This window comes from Lysinibacillus capsici, assembly GCF_003367505.1.
GTDB classification, from domain to species: Bacteria; Bacillota; Bacilli; order Bacillales_A; family Planococcaceae; genus Lysinibacillus; species Lysinibacillus capsici.
Window position 1 is genome coordinate 75490 of record NZ_PXXX01000007.1, and the last position, 16998, is coordinate 92487.

Consider the following 16998-nt stretch of genomic DNA (forward strand, 5'->3'; position numbering starts at 1 on the left):
ATTTTTAGCTCGTCATTAATTTTTACGGAAAAATTCATTCAGACGATCAATTACTTCTTCTTTTTTCCATTCAAATGTTTCACCCGTTTGACGGAATTTCACTTCTACAATACCTTCTGTTGCTTTTTTACCAACAGTTACTCGAACAGGTAAGCCAATTAAATCAGCATCAGCGAATTTTACACCCGCTCGTTCAGGACGATCATCTAGTAACACATCATAACGGTATGATTTTAATAAGCCATAAAGCTCCTCCGCTAATGTCACTTGTGCCTCATCTTTTGTGTTTACTGGCACAACATGAATATCATATGGCGCTAATTGTGTTGGCCATGTAAAGCCATTGTCATCTTGGAAGTGCTCCGCTACAGCAGCTAGAATACGAGAAACACCAATACCATAGCACCCCATAATAAATGGTTGAGCCTTACCTTGCTCATCTAAGAAAGTACCATTCATTTTAGCAGAGTATGTAGTACCTAATTTGAAAATATGACCAACCTCGATACCTTCTGCAAACTTAATGTTACCTTGTCCATCAGGAGAAGGATCTCCCTCTTGAATAAAACGAATATCTAAATAGTCATTAACTGCAAAATCACGCTCAGGGTTAACATTGACTAAATGGAATCCATCTTCGTTGGCACCTGCAATACCATTACGGATAGATTTAATAGCATGGTCTGCTACTACTTTTACGTCTACCGGTAATTTCACTGGACCAATTGAGCCAACGCCACAACCTAATAATTCTTGAATCGCTGCTTCACTTGCAAGTTCCACAGACCCTGCATCAAGTGCATTTTTCAATTTGATATCATTAATTTCATGATCCCCACGTGAAAGCACTACTACAAGCTCTCCATCTACATCAAAAACTAGAGATTTGATGACATTAGCAGGTTCTACTTTTAAGAATGCTGAAACATCTTCAATTGTTTTTTGCTCTGGAGTTGCTACTTTTTCTACATCTTTTAAAGCTTCATCAGATGGTTGATAGTCAACAATTACTTCAGCCATTTCGATATTTGCTGCATAATCAGAAGTATCTGAGTACGCAATTGTATCTTCCCCAATTTCAGAAAGGACCATAAATTCATGTGTTCCTTTACCGCCAATCGAACCTGCATCTGCAATAACAGCACGGTAGTTTAAGCCGAGACGGGAGAAAATATTAGAATAAGCACGATACATATCTTCATATGTTTCATCTAAACTTTCACGTGACGCATGGAAAGAATAAGCATCTTTCATGATAAATTCTCTTCCTCGTAGTAAGCCAAAGCGAGGACGTTTTTCATCACGGAATTTGGTTTGAATTTGATACAATGTTAGCGGTAATTTTTTATATGATTTAATTTCATCACGGACTAAAGTTGTAATGACTTCTTCATGTGTTGGCCCTAATGCAAAATCACGGTCATGTCGGTCTTTTAAGCGCATTAATTCAGGTCCGTATTTTTCCCAGCGACCTGATTCCTGCCATAGCTCAGCAGATTGTAGAGATGGCATTAGTAGCTCAATGGAGTTGATAGCTTCCATTTCTTCTCGGATAATTGTTTCAATTTTTGTTAGCACACGTTTTGCAAGCGGTAAATACGAGTATACCCCACTTGTATTTTGACGAATAAACCCTGCACGTAGTAATTGCTTATGTGACTTTACCTCAGCATCAGCAGGTACTTCACGTAACGTTGGGATAAATGTTTTACTTTGCTTCATTCAGTGTTCCACCTTTTTCAATAGATAAGTTTATACTCTCAATAGCATAAACAAATTTAGCTTTGAGCGCAATGTTTCATCGAAATTGCGCTCAAAGCTAGGAAATCAAATTTCATTTAACTGTAAATGAATTAAAAGAAAAATCTTTGTATATCGTTCCATGTAACAACCACCATTAGAATCATGAGTAGGACGATTCCTACAAAATGTACAATACCTTCTTTTTGACGGTCAATTGGTTTACCACGTAAAGCTTCAAAGCCAAAGAATAATAAACGGCCTCCGTCAAGTGCTGGTAATGGAAGTAGGTTCATAATTCCTAAGTTAATACTTAGCATTGCTGCCCAATTCATTAGGTTCATAATACCATACTGGGCAACTTGCTCTGTTGCTTTATAAATACCTACAGGACCTGAAAGTGCGTCTATTGTGAACTTACCAGTAATTAGCATACCTAATAGTTCAAATATTTTCACTGTCATATTATAGGTTTCTTGAGCTCCATAAACAACTGCCTTTAATGGGTTAAATTCTCTGGGACTTTCATAGCGTACACCTATTTGACCATATTTCTCGCCATCCTGCTGGATTTCCTTAACGGTCATATTTAAGTTCACTGATTGTCCATTTCGTTCAACTGTCACAGCAATATCTTCGTTTGGATGATCTTGAACGATTGCAGCTAAATCTTGCCATTTTTCAACTGCTTGTCCGTTAATAGCTGTTACTCTATCTCCTGCCAGCATCCCTGCCTGTGCAGCTGGATCATTCTCTACTACTTCTGTGATAATTGGCTCGTATGTTGGTACACCATGGATCAATCCAATCACTAAATAAATCACAAACGCGAGAATAAAGTTAAACAAAGGGCCTGCAAAGATAGTCATTGCTCGTTGACCAACTGTCTTTGCATTAAATTGACGATCCTGTGGCGCAATGACAAGTTCACGACCATTTTCCACAAGCACACAGTCTCTAGCTACTTGATAACGAACTAGACGTTCTTCTTCATCATAACCCTCTACAAATAACTCCTTCTCTAAATCGGCGCGTTCAACTTCTAAAAATAATAAATCTGGTAACTGCTTATTATTTTGATTGAAAATAATTTTTTTAACAATATTATCTTCATTCACAATAAGCCCTATTCGGTAGCCTGGCTGTAATTCCGTGCCATCCATATCCTCGCCGGCCATACGTACGTATCCCCCGATTGGTAATAATCGAATAGTATACATTGTTTCACCATGCGTTTTTCCATAAATTTTGGGACCCATTCCGATCGCAAATTCACGTACTAAGATACCTGCACGTTTGGCGAATAAGAAATGTCCAAGTTCATGGAAGAAGACGAGCATACCAAATATTAATATAAATGCAATGGCTGTTTGCATAATATCCCACCTTTAATAGCGATTAGTTAACGATACAGTGCTTTCGTTATTTTACCATGTCTAACACTATTTTTCTTGTCTCACTATCCACATGTAATATGGTTTGTAAATCTGGTACTGCAATGTTTTGGTGTGCCTGCATCACACGTTCAATCGTCTCATCAATTTCAAGGAATGTGATTTTCCCTTGTAAAAAGGCTGCAACTGCCGCTTCGTTTGCTGCATTCATTGCTGTCAGAATCGTACCACCCATACGACCAGCCTCATACGCTAAACGCAAAGCAGGGTATCGCTCAAAGTCCATCTCTTGAAAATGTAGTTGACCAATTTGCGCTAAATTTAGTCGCTGACCATTTTGTAATGGTATACGGTCTGGGTAGCTTAAAGCATATTGGATTGGCACACGCATATCGGGTGTACCTAGCTGAGCAATAACACTAGTATCATGATACTCAACTAGAGAGTGAATAATACTTTCTCTATGCAAAAGTACATCTATTTTATCATAAGGCATATCAAATAAAACATGTGCTTCAATGACTTCTAATCCCTTATTCATCATTGTAGCGGAATCTATCGTAATCTTTGCACCCATAGACCAGTTTGGATGATTCAGTGCATCTGCGACCGTCACGTGTTTTAATTGTTCTCGTGTTTTATCACGGAAGCTACCACCAGAAGCGGTAATAATCAAACGTTCGATATTTTTCGGATTCTCACCATTCATCGATTGGAAGATGGCAGAGTGCTCACTATCTACAGGCAAGATGGCTACTTTGTATTTTTTGGCCTCTGCCATCACTAAATGACCAGCAGTTACAAGCGTTTCTTTATTAGCAATAGCAATCGTTTTGCCCATACGAATGGCTGCTAATGTTGATTCAAGGCCTACACTTCCAAGCACAGCATTGACAAGTACAGTCGAATCTGGATGTGTTGCGACCTCTACAAGTCCTTTTGCTCCAAACGTAAATTGGATATTTGGAAACTCTTTAGCTAGTGTTAGTGCGTCTTCTTCTAATTGCACAGAAACTAATTCGGGCTTTAATGTTTCAATCATTTCTCGCGTTTTCTCTAGGTTCTTTCCTGATGAAAAAGCTACTAATTGAAAAGCATCACGTTGTTCTTTTAAGATATCGTAGGTTTGCCAACCAATTGAACCAGTTGCACCTAATAAACTAATTTTTTTCACAACAAATTGTCCCCTTTTTCTATCTAAGCAAATGATTTAGCAAAATGTCTTTTCCTATACAATTAATTACCAAATAAATGTAAAAAATGAAGTAGAGGCACGACAAATAATAGACTATCAAAGCGATCTAAAATTCCTCCATGCCCTGGTAAAATATTGCCTGAATCTTTTACATCAAAGTGACGTTTAATAGCAGATTCTACCAAATCGCCCATTTGACCAATAATTGAGGCAAAAATCGTTATAAAAACAAGTGATATATAACCATTTGCGAATGGGTAAATGAGTTGCATACCTACTGCAAAAATAACAGCAATGACTATTCCACCTATAAAGCCTTCGATTGTTTTCTTAGGTGAAATTTCTGGCCATAACTTATTTTTCCCTAATTTTCTACCTACAAAATAGGCACCTGAATCCGTTGTCCAAACAACTAATAAGCAATAGACAACATACTCTAATCCAACATTTCTAGTTTCAATTAGATAATGGAATCCTAATCCCACATAAAATGCGCCTAATAAAATAAAGCCAACTTCGTCAAAAGTAATTTTATTTTTTACTAAAACCACGTAAATAAGAAGTAGCATCATTAGACCATAGACTACCATTAGATTAGACGAATAGCCTATTAATTCTACAACCCTTTCACTCCAGTCTTTCGGGATAACCAGTAAAATTAAAGTGATCAGTCCTAAGAAGCCAGGCACAGATAAGATGGAAATCCCTTTCATCTTAAGTATTTCGTAAAAACCGACAATAGCCATTGCTAGCACAAGTAAGGCAAATGGTACTTTTCCATAAATAACGAATGGGATAAAAAGTGCTGCTGCAATTATTGCGGTAATAATTCTTTGTTTCAAGTTGTTTCTTCTCCCTTCAACCCACCGTAACGGCGATTACGTTTCTGATAGTTTTCCACCGCTTCGAGTAAGTTTTCCTCACTAAAATCTGGCCACAATGTATCTGTAAACCAAAATTCTGTATAGGCGAGCTGCCATAGCATAAAGTTACTTAATCGCACTTCACCACTTGTACGAATTAAAAGATCTGGTTCAGGTAAATGGGCCGTCATTAAATGAGATGTTAAGCAATCTTCTGTTATGTCTTGCATCGTTAATTGACCGTCCTGCACTTTTTGAAGCATCATTTTCATGGCATTGACCATTTCAGAACGACTACCATAATTCAGCGCAAAATTTAAAATAAGCCCTGTATTATGCTTCGTTTCTTCCATTGCCTCATACAACGCTTTTTGTGTATGGGCAGGTAATAAAGATGGGTCTCCAATCATTTCGACACGTACATTACGCTCCATCATTTCTGGTAAAAAGGAACCTAAAAACTCAACAGGTAGCCGCATAAGAAAATCTACCTCAGGTTTTGGTCTCTTCCAATTTTCAGTGGAAAATGCATAGACAGTTAAGACTTTAATACCCAAGTCTGATGCAAATCTCGTCACCTTACGCACCGTCTTCATTCCTTCATGATGACCAGCCACACGTGGCATAGCTCTTTTCTTCGCCCAACGTCCATTTCCGTCCATAATAATCGCTACATGGGCAGGAATCGGCTCGCTTTTAGCTAGGGCCACACGCTCCTCCAATGATAGTGTATCCATATTTATTTGTTTACCTAATAGCTTTTTAAACATGCTAACTCCCCCACTACAACTAATCGGACGTATACTAACCTATCATAACAAACAAAAGCGCCTTTTGTCTTTTTTTTCCCTCTAAATTGACTATGTATGTACTAGCTTATTTTAGAACTATACACATATTAAAGAATGAGTTTGTTAAATAATGATGATTGTATCATTAATGACCTTTTCACATTCATACATGCTCTCTATTTGAGTAAGCAATTTGGCTATGAATAATAAAGAGAAAAGACGTCCTGTTAAGTATAGGACGCCTTCATCTCATCAAAAAGTTCCATCATAGACGTGTAAAAGGTTTATTTACACCTCTAAAATTTCTTTTTCTTTATCTTTCGCTACTTGATCTACTTTCACAATGAATTCATCTGTTAACTTTTGAATATCTTCTCCATAGCCACGTAGATCGTCTTCTGTGATTTCGCCAGCTTTTTCAAGTTTTTTCAAATCATCATTTGCATCACGACGAACATTACGTACAGCAATTTTTGCATCTTCCGCTTCTTTTTTCACTTGTTTTACTAGATCCTTACGACGCTCTTCTGTTAAAGCAGGAATCATAAGACGAATGACAGAACCATCATTTGTTGGTGTGATACCAATATCTGATTTCATAATTGCTTTTTCAATATCACCTAAAATAGATTTATCGTAAGGTGTAATTACTAATAAACGAGCTTCAGGTATAGAAACACCCGCAAGTTGGTTAATTGGTGTTGCTGCTCCATAGTAATCAACCGAAATACGATCTAATAGAGATGCATTCGCACGACCTGCACGAATAGATGCTAGTTCGCGTGAGAAAGCTGCGATTGTTTTGTTCATTTTTTCTTTAGCTTGTTCTAAAACTTGTTTAGCCATTATACATTCCTCCTAACAACTGTTCCGATTTTTTCGCCTTGTACAGCACGTTTAATGTTACCCGGCTCCGTAATTGAGAAAACAATTAGCGGGATATCGTTATCCATACATAAAGTTGAAGCCGTTGAATCCATTACTTGTAAGCCTTGTTGGATAACGTCTAAGTATGTGAGTGTATCATATTTAATGGCTGTCTCATCCACTTTAGGATCCGCTGAATAAACGCCATCGACATTGTTTTTAGCCATTAAAATTGCATCAGCATCAATTTCTGCTGCTCGTAATGCGGCAGTCGTATCAGTAGAGAAGAACGGATTACCTGTCCCTGCTGCAAAGATAACGACACGCTTTTTCTCAAGATGTCTAACTGCTTTACGACGAATGTATGGCTCCGCTACTTGAGTCATCACAATAGAAGATTGAACACGTGTTTCAATGCCTAATTTTTCAAGTGCATCTTGTAAAGCTAGGGAGTTCATTACGGTTGCCAGCATGCCCATGTAGTCCGCAGCAGCACGATCCATTCCCATTTCACTACCTATTTTCCCACGCCATATATTACCGCCACCTACAACAACAGCAACTTCTACATCAAGATCTACTACTTCTTTTACTTCTTCTGCAACAGACTTGATTATTTTTGGTGATAAACCGAAGCCCGCTTCTCCAGCTAACGCTTCACCACTTAGTTTAATAACTACTCGTTTATATTGCGGTACACTCATTGTAAACCTCCGTAAGACTTTATTTAAAACATCCCTATTCCCTTTTCCATTATAGTATATCTAACAATAATTGCTAGTTGTGAATAAGGCAGAATAGAAAATTATCTTCATTTTTTCATTCACTTCGGAAAAATAGGGAACACGCTATGTTGTGTTCCCCATTTTTTTGTCTAGATAATCTAGATATTATTTGATTAGAATCAAATGCAAGCTAAATTAGTTACCTTTAACTTGGCTCATTACTTCTTCTGCAAAGTTATCTTCACGTTTTTCGATACCTTCACCAACAGCGTAACGTACAAAGCCGTTTACAGAACCACCAGTTGAAGCTACAAAATCACGTACTTTTTGATCTGAGTTTTTAACGAAAGTTTGGTCAAGTAAGCAAACATCTTCGAAGTATTTACCAAGACGGCCTTCAACCATTTTTGCAACGATGTTTTCTGGTTTACCTTCGTTAAGAGCTTGTTCAGTTAATACTTTACGCTCACGTTCAACTTCTTCAGCAGAAACTTCATCACGAGAAACATAAGTTGGGTTGATTGCTGCAATGTGCATAGCAACATCTTTAGCAGCTGCTGCATCAGTAGAGCCTTCTAAAGTTACTAATACACCGATACGGCCACCCATGTGTAAGTATGAACCGAATGCATCTGCATCAGATTTTGTTTTAATTTCGAAACGACGAAGTGTAATTTTTTCTCCAATTGTTGCAATAGCAGTTGAGATTTGATCTACAATTTTTACGCCTTCAGCATTTGCAAGCTCTAAAGCAGCTTCAACTGATGCAGGTTTAGCAGCAAGTAATTGCTCAGCTAAAGATGCAACTAATACTTGGAATTTGTCGTTTTTCGCAACAAAGTCAGTTTCAGCATTTACTTCAAGGATGATTGCTTCGTTACCTTGTTCTAAAATATAAGTTGTACCTTCTGCAGCGATGCGGTCAGCTTTTTTAGCAGCTGAAGAAAGACCTTTTTCACGTAGGAAGTCGATAGCTGCTTCTAAGTCGCCATCAGTTTGTACTAACGCTTTTTTACAATCCATCATACCAGCGCCAGTTTTTTCACGTAATTCTTTTACTAATTGTGCAGTAATGTTTGCCATTTAGTGTTTCCTCCTCAAATTGGTTGAACATAATTTAATGATAGGTTCTAAAAAAGGTGATAAGGGTTTTGAGCCACTTATCACCTTTTTGTAAACGTGAATTACTCAGCAGCAGCTTCTACAGCTGGAGCTTCTTCTTCACCTTGTTTTGACTCGATTAAAGCGTCAGCCATTTTAGCAGTTAAAAGTTTAACAGCGCGAATAGCATCATCATTAGCAGGGATTACGTAGTCGATTTCATCTGGATCACAGTTAGTATCAACAATACCTACTAGAGGGATGTTTAATTTACGAGCTTCTGCAACCGCAATACGTTCTTTACGTGGGTCAACCACGAACATTACGTCTGGAAGATCGTGCATATCACGGATACCGCCTAAGAATTTGATTAGACGTTCGTGTTCTTTTTTAAGTTGGATTACTTCTTTTTTAGGAAGAACTTCGAAAGTTCCTTCTTCTTCCATTTTTTCGATTTGTTTCATACGTGCAACACGTTTTTGAATTGTACCGAAGTTTGTAAGAGTACCACCTAACCAACGTTGGTTGATGTAGTAGTTGCCTGAACGTTCAGCTTCATCTTTGATCGCTTCTTGTGCTTGTTTTTTCGTACCAACGAAAAGAACTTTACCACCGTCTTGACCAACTTGACGCATGAAGTCATAAGCTTCCTCTAATTTTTTTACAGTTTTTTGTAAGTCGATGATGTAGATCCCGTTACGTTCAACGAAGATATATTTCTTCATTTTTGGGTTCCAACGACGAGTTTGGTGACCGAAATGTACACCAGCTTCAAGTAATTGTTTCATAGAAATTACTGACATGTGAATTTCCTCCTAATATGTTTGGTTTTTATCCTCCGCATTTATCATCTACAACAAGCTACCCTAATCTTAGAGCACCACTTACTGCATCAAAATGCGTGTGTAGTAATAACACCATTTGCAACTATATCATAGCTTTGAACGATTCGCAACAATTTAGTGATGGAATTTCAGTAAAAGCTCGATTTCTGTTTTACCCTTTTGCAGTTGTTTAGCTATTTCCTCTGGTGATTTTCCCTGTTTTGCTAATTCTAGAGCCTGTTGTTCCACTGTCAGCAATTTTTCAGCTTCTTTTTGCTCCTCCACTTTTAGAGGTGGAGCTGTTTTCACCATTTTCGAGCTTGTATGTTGCTGACGTGAATAAGCATTTGCGACAATATTTTTAGGTACATAGATACGTGCATCTTTCTCTAAAGATAGAGAACTATCACTTTTCACCTCGTGTACTACAGGCAAAGTTGGCTGCTCCTGAGGTGTCATATATTGTTCCGTTTGCTGCAAGCTACTAGCAGCTATTTCCGACTGTGAGACACTTTGTAGCTCTTTAATAAGACGGTCATTTTCATCTTTCATTTCAGCTAAATACACACTAATGGTGTCGTCCATTTCTCTCATTAAACGTTCTTGCTTCTTTTCCAAATCTTTAAACTTTGCTAACTTTGTATTTAAAATGATAAGAAAGTAAAATGAAATTAGCTGTAAAAAGAATAGCACCGCTATTAGAATGGTTGTCATTGTAAACTCCTATCCACTAAAATCCACGAAATTCCCTTTAAACGGATGTTGTGCCTGTTTTTCTTGTTGATCCTTTTTTTTCTTTTTATGAATCCCTGTTAAATACTCACCACCTGCATCTTCATCCTCACTAATTTCATCCATACCTTCTGATGTGTTGACAATTTTTTGTTTGCGCTCTACTTCTTTTTTTAATGCTTCATTTGCATGTGCTTGTTGAGCCAATACTTGCTGCTGTGCCTGATCAACCATTTTTCCTGCTTCAAATGTTTTTGGAATAGCAATCTGTAACTCGACACCTTTTAAACTCATTGGAATCTCTCCCTCAAGGATATTTACGCATTAATCATTTCACTAGATAATAGCTTTCGTAGCTTTAATAGCGCTTTTGAATGAATTTGTGAAATACGAGAGGTTGATAGTTCAAGCATTTCACCAATTTCTGTCAAGGTTAACTCCTCCGTGTAAAATAAACTAAGGACAAGCTGTTCTTTTTCATTGAGTTTCTGAATATTTTCCGCAAGATCATCTAACAATTCTGATTTAATGATAGCTTGCTCAGGTGTTTTTGTTGTATCGTCTCGTATGACAAATGACTTGCCATCTGTTTCTTCTTGGTCCTGTTGTTCATTAATAGAAAGAACATTTGAAAAAAAATGCTCTTGCACAGTTTGATAAACATCTTCAACAGATACTTCCATATGCTCCGCAAGTTCCTCAGGTGTTACATGACGCATATATTTTTGTTCTAGTTGTTCAATTTGTGCATCTAATTTTTTGGCTTTTTCACGCGCTGACCGTGGTAACCAGTCTTCTTTTCGTAAACCATCGATGATGGCTCCTCTTACTCTAAACGAAGCATATGTATCAAATTTTAAATCTCTGTTAATGTCAAATTTATTTAATGCATCAAAAAGTCCTACCATCCCTAAGCTCGTTAAATCGTCTCGTGATACGCTTTTGGGCAGACCTGCACCAATACGTTGGACATGATAAGATACTAAAGAAATGTATTTTTTTATAAGTAAATCACCAGCATCGGGATCACGCTCATGTATCCAGCGATTCCACAGTTTTTGCTCATCGTTCAGAATTGGTTGTGTCATGAAATCCACCTCTCTAAAAAACGCTTTTTCACGCCTGTTTACTAACGACTACTTGCGCTCTTAAAATTTATCATTCAACAGGATTTCTTAGTTGTTTTTTATAAAAATCCACATTTAAGCTAATCTAGCCGTGAGCCTGAATCGTTAAAGCCCGATAAGCAGTTGCCATCTTTCCTATATTATAACAAGAATCGACTATAATTTCATTTGTTTCTCTTAGTCTCTAATATATTCCTTTGTTTTTGAAAGACATAGAAAAACTGTATCCTCATTGTGTAATGACACTTGGATACAGTTGGATATGATTAAGCTTTTACTAAGAAGCTACTGAATTCTTTTGATTTAGTTTTAGCACTACTGTAGAGCAAAGAACAAATTAAACAAAAGAGCAATAATACCCAATATAAAAAAACCACTCTTTATCAATAAATTATGCTTTAAATCGAACTAAAGACAAAGTTTCCATTGAATATAGTTGCCTTACGTAGAGATCTTCGAGCAATTGCTTCAGCAGAGCAAGAAGCCTCCACAAACACCATATTTGCACTATCTCCCACTTTTGGCCATGTTTGCTCACCTGCTTGATTGAGTGAGGTTTTTCCCCCTGTAATAAATTGAAGGGTTTGGGCTAATGAGCGTTCATCTTCCCAACCTGAGCTTTTTGCCAAACGACCAGCTCGTTCTAATAAATCTCCGTTACCAAATGGGGACCAAACATCAAAGATATTGTCACACCCAATTGCAACGGGTACTCCTTTACTGTGTAATAAACCAACAGGTGGAAACTTTCTACGCAGAGGGACACTCGTTACAATCGTAATACCTGCATCACGTAAGATGTCTGCCATTTCTTCTGCCTCAGAGTGTGAAACATCTCCTAGCCCAAAGGCATGGCTAATGGCTACTTTGCCTTGTAAACCAGCTTCCTTTGTTAATTTGGCTAATCTCTTCATTGTAAAAGTACCCAATTGATCTGGGTCATGCAAATGCAAGTCAATCCCTGCGTTTCCTTCAACAGCGAGTTCCACCATTTGTTGTAAGGAAGCCTCAATATCTCCATCCACAGTAGCTGGATCGACACCTCCTACAAATCCTACCCCAAAACGTAGAGCCTCCCTTATTAAATTGGTTGCCTTTGTTCGTAATAGACCATGTTGAGGAAAGGCAACGATTTCATAAGACAACTTTCCTTCAAAATTTTGTAAAGCTTTTTGAACCTCTTCTAAATTTTTCAACCCTACCTCAGGATATAAATCCACATGCGTACGTACATGTGTAACTCCAAACTGGACATAACGACTAAGTAGTTTCTCAGCGCGTTGTTGCGTAGTTGTATGTAAGGTTGGAAGTACCTCTTTTTCAATTTCACAACGTTCAAAAATATTATTCACTGGTGTAACTGCCCGCCATTTGTCGCTCAACAGAGTTTTATCCAAATGACAATGTTTTTCTATAAATGAAGGTAGTGCTAATAGCTGTTTCATATCTTTTTTTGGATAATCATCATCTAATAGGCTATCAGCAGAAACTATTTCTCCAATTTTCCCATCTTTAATGAATAGATGAGAACAAGCCGAGTTCGTTTTAGTAATCGTGTCGTTTTCAAAGTGATAATCTGTTTCAAGACGTACATTTGTTAACCAAAAAGTAGAATTCATTTCAGATTTATCCTTTCTTCTTCAAAAATTAAAGCTCACCCGCAACTATTTTCCCTGTAAAGAGCACCGCCACTCTTCTTGCTCTTCTTGCAACTGCTTCTGCTGAGCAAGTTGCATCTACAAACACGACATTCGCCATATCTCCAATTTTCGGCCATTGGGGCTGTCCATCCTTGTTTAAAGGTGTTATGCCGCCAGCAATATACTTTAGACTTTGACTAAGTGAACGTTCATCACTTAAGCCAAAGCGTTCAGCTAGCGTGCCTAGTTTTTCTAGGCTGTCACCTATACCAAACGGGGACCAGTGATCTGTAATACTATCTTCACCCAAAGAGATTTGAACACCTTTTTGATCTAATAACGGAATAGGAATGGTATGATCCAATGGAACAGACGAAGTAATGTCAATACCGTGATGAGCTAGTAACGCTGCCACTTCACTTGCTTCATTAGTTGAAACATCGGCTAAGGCCATGGCATGACTAATTGTCACTCGGCCATGCCAACCCGCTTCCTCCGTTAATGCAGCTAATCGTTTAAAGGTAAAAATACCAAGATGACCAGGATCATGGATATGCAAGTCAACATTTGCATCAGCTTCAACCGCTAATTCCATCACCGTTTGTAAGGATTTTTCTATATTTTCATCAATCGATGCAGGGTCTACACCGCCTACTAGAGACGCTCCACTTCGCAAAGCTTCTCTTACTAAAGAAATGGATTTACTACGTAAGAGGCCATGTTGTGGGAAAGCGACAACCTCTATATCAACTTTATCTTTGTAAGCCTCTTTAGCTCTTAAGACTGCTTCTAAATTTTTCAACCCAATAAATGGATCAATATTACAATGCGTACGAATATGTGTTGATCCTGCATGTATGAGCAAATCTAGTAACTTTTTTGCTCGTTCCTCTGCAACAGGCAATAAGCTTGGCAGTAGAATCTCTTCTTCTTTTAATCTTGTAATAAGACCTTCTGTGGGAATCGAAGGAGCCTTCCATGGTCCACCAAAATAGGTTTTATCTATATGAATATGCATATCTCTAAAAGAAGGGAGCATTAAGTAACCATGTGCATCTCGCTTAGGCAAATCAGTTTTTAAAGGCTGATCTACGCTAAGAATTTGGTTTATTTCACCACTTTCTACTTGTACATTAAAAAGAGCAGTTTTTGTTCCTATAACGACCCCATTATCGTAATGATATCCTGTTTCTAATCGTACATTTGTTAGCCAATACGCTGTTGGTATCATTGATTGAACCTCCCGAAATTTATTAAAGATTGATAGCTAGATGAACCATTTGAATGGCCCTCTCCTGATGGGGTAAAGAAAGTTCATGATAGATATAATCTTGACTAGGATTATTAGCATTAAAATAATAAACTGTAGAAATTTTAGAATAGTAAATGGCACTCAAACACATAGGACAAGGTTCTGTACTTGCATACATTTCACAACCTTCTAAATTGGTCGTTTTCAGTGCGTGACAAGCTTGACGGATTGCTTGAATCTCTGCATGATTCGTCAAATCATTGGTGATTGAAACCTCATTTACACCAGAGCCAATAATCTGTCCATTTTTAACTACAATTGCACCAAAAGGAGCACCATGTTTTGTTCTTTCATTTTCTTTAGCTAACTCAAGTGCTTGTTTCATAAAGTCATGAGATTTCATGTCGTTCCCCTCCTAGAAAAAGCGAAATTCTCTTTTCTTTTTATATATTGAAATGGACCATTTATTGGATATATGCTACTGCCAATACATCCTCCTGTGAAAAACTAAGCACTGCCGTCTGAGGTGTTTCTCTTACAAGACCAGTAAATGGTGCCATAATCAATATCTTTTCAGTTGATAAATTCCCCGGACAAGCTACATTTTTATATTTTGGAGTTTTTAGATTTAAAGCTATTTCCTTTGTATAAATATGCTAACATGAGGACTATATATATGAATAATATAAAAATAATTAATTTCACTTAAGTTTTTCGTATACTACAAACTCCAAAGCCAAAATAAAAAAGAGTCGTTAGTCACGACTCTTACTTTTACGCATTTACTTGTTGATCTTCTTCTCGATTCATCATCGTTCTTACTACTTGTGCAATTTCCTCGGAATTTTCATCTTGAAATTCAACCGTGGAATTAGCTATTGGCACTTCTTGTTTTACGCCTTCTATTGATTCAAGTTCCTTTTCTTCTATATCGACTTCAACCGCTTCCTCATCTTCCTCTGGTGTAAACAAGATGTAAGCAATTAGAAAACGTACAATAAACATTACAAAAAATGCGATGATTGCTACAATAAAAGAGCCAATCAGGATTCGCAGAGGCGTAAATGGTTTTTGAAATGTACTAAAAAAATAAATAGAAAAGGCAATTAATGCTCCCCATAGATTGTAAAATATAGAACCAAACATTAGATTTCACTCACTCCCTGGTTAACTGTTCGGATATGTAATATCGACGTTGCAGGATTAAATTCAATCGTTCTACCACTATTTCCACCAGTATCCTCGGCCACTAAAGGGATGCCCTGCCTCTTTAATTCATTTTTGACAGCTTCTACATTGCGGGGACCAATACGCATTGTATCTTTGTCGGAAGTAAATTGGAACATCTGCGCACCCCCTGCAATTTTTGCCTTGAGTTTAAATTTTTGAACGCCTTCTAACTTTAGTAAATCAATCATTGCAGCAATCCCTGAATCTGCAAATTTCGCGACATTGATTGACTCAGCTCTTCCTAAACTTGAATCTGGTAACATCACATGGATTAAACCAGCAATTTTTTTTGACTCATCATACAAAATAACACCAACACATGAACCAAGACCAGAAGTTCGAATCGTGTTAGGTAGCTTTACTACATCCATTTGTGCAATTCCCACTTTAATCACTTGTCCACTACTATTGGTTAACATATCACGAAACCCCTAATGCTTTAAAAATGGCATCAAACGAGTCAGGATCTGGTAGTAGGAAGAAATGGCCCCTCACCGTTTCATGGTCTTCCACACCTTCTTCAAAAATGGATGTATTTATCACAATAACATTATCACTGACATGAGATAATTCTATTAAACCAATGCTTATTATAGCTCCAAACATATCAACACTTAGACCTGGCACAGTTGGATAAATTTTTAAATTAGTAAAATCCGATAAGGCAGATAAATAGGAGCCTGATAAAATATTACCCATTTCTTGCATAGCTGATAAACCTAACTCTGAAACAGGTCGTTTTTTAAAGTCAAAAGAGTCATCGAAAATAAGCCGACGTATAAAGCGGTTTGCTTGTTCGATAGGTAATATAAAGAACATACTTCCCTCTGCATCACCTTCAATACGAAGGTAAATGCCAACAACTACGTTTTCTGATCCGCCAGCCAACTCCATCATATCGTTAAAGGACACCATCTCTACCTTTGGAACACGCATATCAATTTTTTTCCCAAGTAAATTGGAAAGTGCTGTCGCGGCATGCGCAGCACCGATGTTTCCAATCTCCTTTAATACATCTAAATGTAGTGATGTAATTTTTTGATTAAATGTCATTATCGATCCCTACTTTAGTGGATTTAATACTTTTTCTAAATGTAATAAGATTAATAATCGCTTCTCTACTTTAGCAACGCCTGAAATAAATTCTTCTTCAAGTGAGCCAACGACTTCTGGTTGCGGTTCAATAGCACTTGCTGGAATATCGATAACGTCGTTAGCGGAATCCACTACAAAGCCTACTTCCATATCTTCTAATGAAATAATAATAATGCGTGTTGTTTCTTCATGTTCAGAAATAGGTAATTCAAAACGTTCACGTAAATCCACAATTGGTGTGACAACACCTCGTAGATTGATTACACCTTTTACGTATTTCGCTGTTTTCGGTACACGAGTAATATGCATTAATTTCTCAATTCCTTGAACATGGGACACTGGAATTGCATATTCTTTATCTGCTAACTGAAAAACTATTACTTTAATACTTTCTTGCTCCACTGCATTTGTCATACTTTACA

At 37.4% G+C, this 16998-nt stretch carries 19 protein-coding genes; all 19 read right to left on the minus strand.

All coding sequences use genetic code 11. The features are described from left to right. Positions 1–15: 15 nt before the first annotated feature. Positions 16–1722: a proline--tRNA ligase gene (locus tag C7B89_RS03665; protein ID WP_048391566.1), complete on the minus strand. Its 1707-nt coding sequence runs from the start codon at positions 1720–1722 to the stop codon at positions 16–18. Between the two features lie 131 nt (positions 1723–1853). Further along, complete coding sequence (gene rseP, locus C7B89_RS03670) at positions 1854–3116, minus strand: RIP metalloprotease RseP (RefSeq protein ID WP_048391568.1); 1263 nt, start codon at positions 3114–3116, stop codon at positions 1854–1856. A 46-nt stretch (positions 3117–3162) separates the two neighbouring features. Continuing rightward, positions 3163–4308, minus strand: a complete 1146-nt coding sequence (dxr, locus tag C7B89_RS03675) for a 1-deoxy-D-xylulose-5-phosphate reductoisomerase (protein ID WP_004269256.1) — start codon at positions 4306–4308, stop codon at positions 3163–3165. A 62-nt stretch (positions 4309–4370) separates the two neighbouring features. After that, positions 4371–5171, minus strand: coding sequence for a phosphatidate cytidylyltransferase (locus C7B89_RS03680; protein WP_115673183.1), 801 nt, complete (start codon positions 5169–5171; stop codon positions 4371–4373). Continuing rightward, positions 5168–5962, minus strand: coding sequence for an isoprenyl transferase (locus C7B89_RS03685; RefSeq protein ID WP_004269258.1), 795 nt, complete (start codon positions 5960–5962; stop codon positions 5168–5170). The genes C7B89_RS03680 and C7B89_RS03685 overlap by 4 nt, the downstream gene beginning before the upstream one ends. 309 nt (positions 5963–6271) lie before the next feature. Then, positions 6272–6829, minus strand: coding sequence for a ribosome recycling factor (gene frr, locus C7B89_RS03690; RefSeq protein WP_004269259.1), 558 nt, complete (start codon positions 6827–6829; stop codon positions 6272–6274). Then, entirely contained in the window at positions 6829–7554 is a 726-nt protein-coding gene (pyrH, locus tag C7B89_RS03695) for a UMP kinase (protein ID WP_004269260.1), read from the minus strand. The genes frr and pyrH overlap by 1 nt, the downstream gene beginning before the upstream one ends. Before the next feature lie 216 nt (positions 7555–7770). Next, a complete protein-coding gene (tsf, locus tag C7B89_RS03700) occupies positions 7771–8658 on the minus strand; it encodes a translation elongation factor Ts (protein ID WP_016994555.1) in 888 nt (295 codons plus the stop codon). A 101-nt stretch (positions 8659–8759) separates the two neighbouring features. Then, positions 8760–9479 carry a 30S ribosomal protein S2 gene (gene rpsB, locus C7B89_RS03705; RefSeq protein WP_004269262.1) on the minus strand — a complete coding sequence of 240 codons (720 nt, stop codon included), beginning with the start codon at positions 9477–9479 and terminating at the stop codon, positions 8760–8762. A gap of 156 nt (positions 9480–9635) precedes the next feature. Further along, positions 9636–10214 (minus strand): hypothetical protein, encoded by a 579-nt coding sequence (locus C7B89_RS03710; protein WP_115673184.1) that lies wholly within the window; start codon positions 10212–10214, stop codon positions 9636–9638. Between the two features lie 9 nt (positions 10215–10223). Further along, the gene (locus C7B89_RS03715) at positions 10224–10526 is read right to left on the minus strand and encodes a hypothetical protein (RefSeq protein ID WP_048391575.1); all 303 of its coding nucleotides are present in this window, start codon (positions 10524–10526) and stop codon (positions 10224–10226) included. 23 nt (positions 10527–10549) lie between these two features. Then, positions 10550–11320, minus strand: coding sequence for a FliA/WhiG family RNA polymerase sigma factor (locus tag C7B89_RS03720; protein ID WP_036080567.1), 771 nt, complete (start codon positions 11318–11320; stop codon positions 10550–10552). Positions 11321–11757: 437 nt separating this feature from the next. Continuing rightward, on the minus strand, positions 11758–12978 hold the full coding sequence (locus C7B89_RS03725) for an amidohydrolase (protein ID WP_115673185.1): 1221 nt from the start codon (positions 12976–12978) through the stop codon (positions 11758–11760). Between the two features lie 28 nt (positions 12979–13006). After that, entirely contained in the window at positions 13007–14230 is a 1224-nt protein-coding gene (locus C7B89_RS03730) for an amidohydrolase (RefSeq protein ID WP_115673186.1), read from the minus strand. 22 nt (positions 14231–14252) lie between these two features. After that, on the minus strand, positions 14253–14654 hold the full coding sequence (locus C7B89_RS03735; RefSeq protein WP_115673187.1) for a nucleoside deaminase: 402 nt from the start codon (positions 14652–14654) through the stop codon (positions 14253–14255). A gap of 371 nt (positions 14655–15025) precedes the next feature. Next, positions 15026–15397, minus strand: coding sequence for a hypothetical protein (locus C7B89_RS03740; RefSeq protein WP_054550522.1), 372 nt, complete (start codon positions 15395–15397; stop codon positions 15026–15028). Continuing rightward, the gene (locus tag C7B89_RS03745) at positions 15397–15900 is read right to left on the minus strand and encodes a chemotaxis protein CheD (RefSeq protein WP_004269269.1); all 504 of its coding nucleotides are present in this window, start codon (positions 15898–15900) and stop codon (positions 15397–15399) included. The genes C7B89_RS03740 and C7B89_RS03745 overlap by 1 nt, the downstream gene beginning before the upstream one ends. A gap of 1 nt (position 15901) precedes the next feature. Next, positions 15902–16534: a chemotaxis protein CheC gene (locus C7B89_RS03750; RefSeq protein WP_004269270.1), complete on the minus strand. Its 633-nt coding sequence runs from the start codon at positions 16532–16534 to the stop codon at positions 15902–15904. A 9-nt stretch (positions 16535–16543) separates the two neighbouring features. Then, positions 16544–16990, minus strand: a complete 447-nt coding sequence (locus C7B89_RS03755) for a chemotaxis protein CheW (protein WP_004269272.1) — start codon at positions 16988–16990, stop codon at positions 16544–16546. Positions 16991–16998 lie beyond the last annotated feature (8 nt).

Coding starts and splice junctions, on each gene's coding strand:
- C7B89_RS03665 (WP_048391566.1), bottom strand. CDS start 1,722: ATGAAGCAAAGTAAAACATTTATCCCAACGTTACGTGAAGTACCTGCT.
- rseP (WP_048391568.1), bottom strand. CDS start 3,116: ATGCAAACAGCCATTGCATTTATATTAATATTTGGTATGCTCGTCTTC.
- C7B89_RS03685 (WP_004269258.1), bottom strand. CDS start 5,962: ATGTTTAAAAAGCTATTAGGTAAACAAATAAATATGGATACACTATCA.
- frr (WP_004269259.1), bottom strand. CDS start 6,829: ATGGCTAAACAAGTTTTAGAACAAGCTAAAGAAAAAATGAACAAAACA.
- pyrH (WP_004269260.1), bottom strand. CDS start 7,554: ATGAGTGTACCGCAATATAAACGAGTAGTTATTAAACTAAGTGGTGAA.
- tsf (WP_016994555.1), bottom strand. CDS start 8,658: ATGGCAAACATTACTGCACAATTAGTAAAAGAATTACGTGAAAAAACT.
- rpsB (WP_004269262.1), bottom strand. CDS start 9,479: ATGTCAGTAATTTCTATGAAACAATTACTTGAAGCTGGTGTACATTTC.
- C7B89_RS03710 (WP_115673184.1), bottom strand. CDS start 10,214: ATGACAACCATTCTAATAGCGGTGCTATTCTTTTTACAGCTAATTTCA.
- C7B89_RS03715 (WP_048391575.1), bottom strand. CDS start 10,526: ATGAGTTTAAAAGGTGTCGAGTTACAGATTGCTATTCCAAAAACATTT.
- C7B89_RS03720 (WP_036080567.1), bottom strand. CDS start 11,320: ATGACACAACCAATTCTGAACGATGAGCAAAAACTGTGGAATCGCTGG.
- C7B89_RS03725 (WP_115673185.1), bottom strand. CDS start 12,978: ATGAATTCTACTTTTTGGTTAACAAATGTACGTCTTGAAACAGATTAT.
- C7B89_RS03730 (WP_115673186.1), bottom strand. CDS start 14,230: ATGATACCAACAGCGTATTGGCTAACAAATGTACGATTAGAAACAGGA.
- C7B89_RS03735 (WP_115673187.1), bottom strand. CDS start 14,654: ATGAAATCTCATGACTTTATGAAACAAGCACTTGAGTTAGCTAAAGAA.
- C7B89_RS03740 (WP_054550522.1), bottom strand. CDS start 15,397: ATGTTTGGTTCTATATTTTACAATCTATGGGGAGCATTAATTGCCTTT.
- C7B89_RS03745 (WP_004269269.1), bottom strand. CDS start 15,900: ATGTTAACCAATAGTAGTGGACAAGTGATTAAAGTGGGAATTGCACAA.
- C7B89_RS03750 (WP_004269270.1), bottom strand. CDS start 16,534: ATGACATTTAATCAAAAAATTACATCACTACATTTAGATGTATTAAAG.
- C7B89_RS03755 (WP_004269272.1), bottom strand. CDS start 16,990: ATGACAAATGCAGTGGAGCAAGAAAGTATTAAAGTAATAGTTTTTCAG.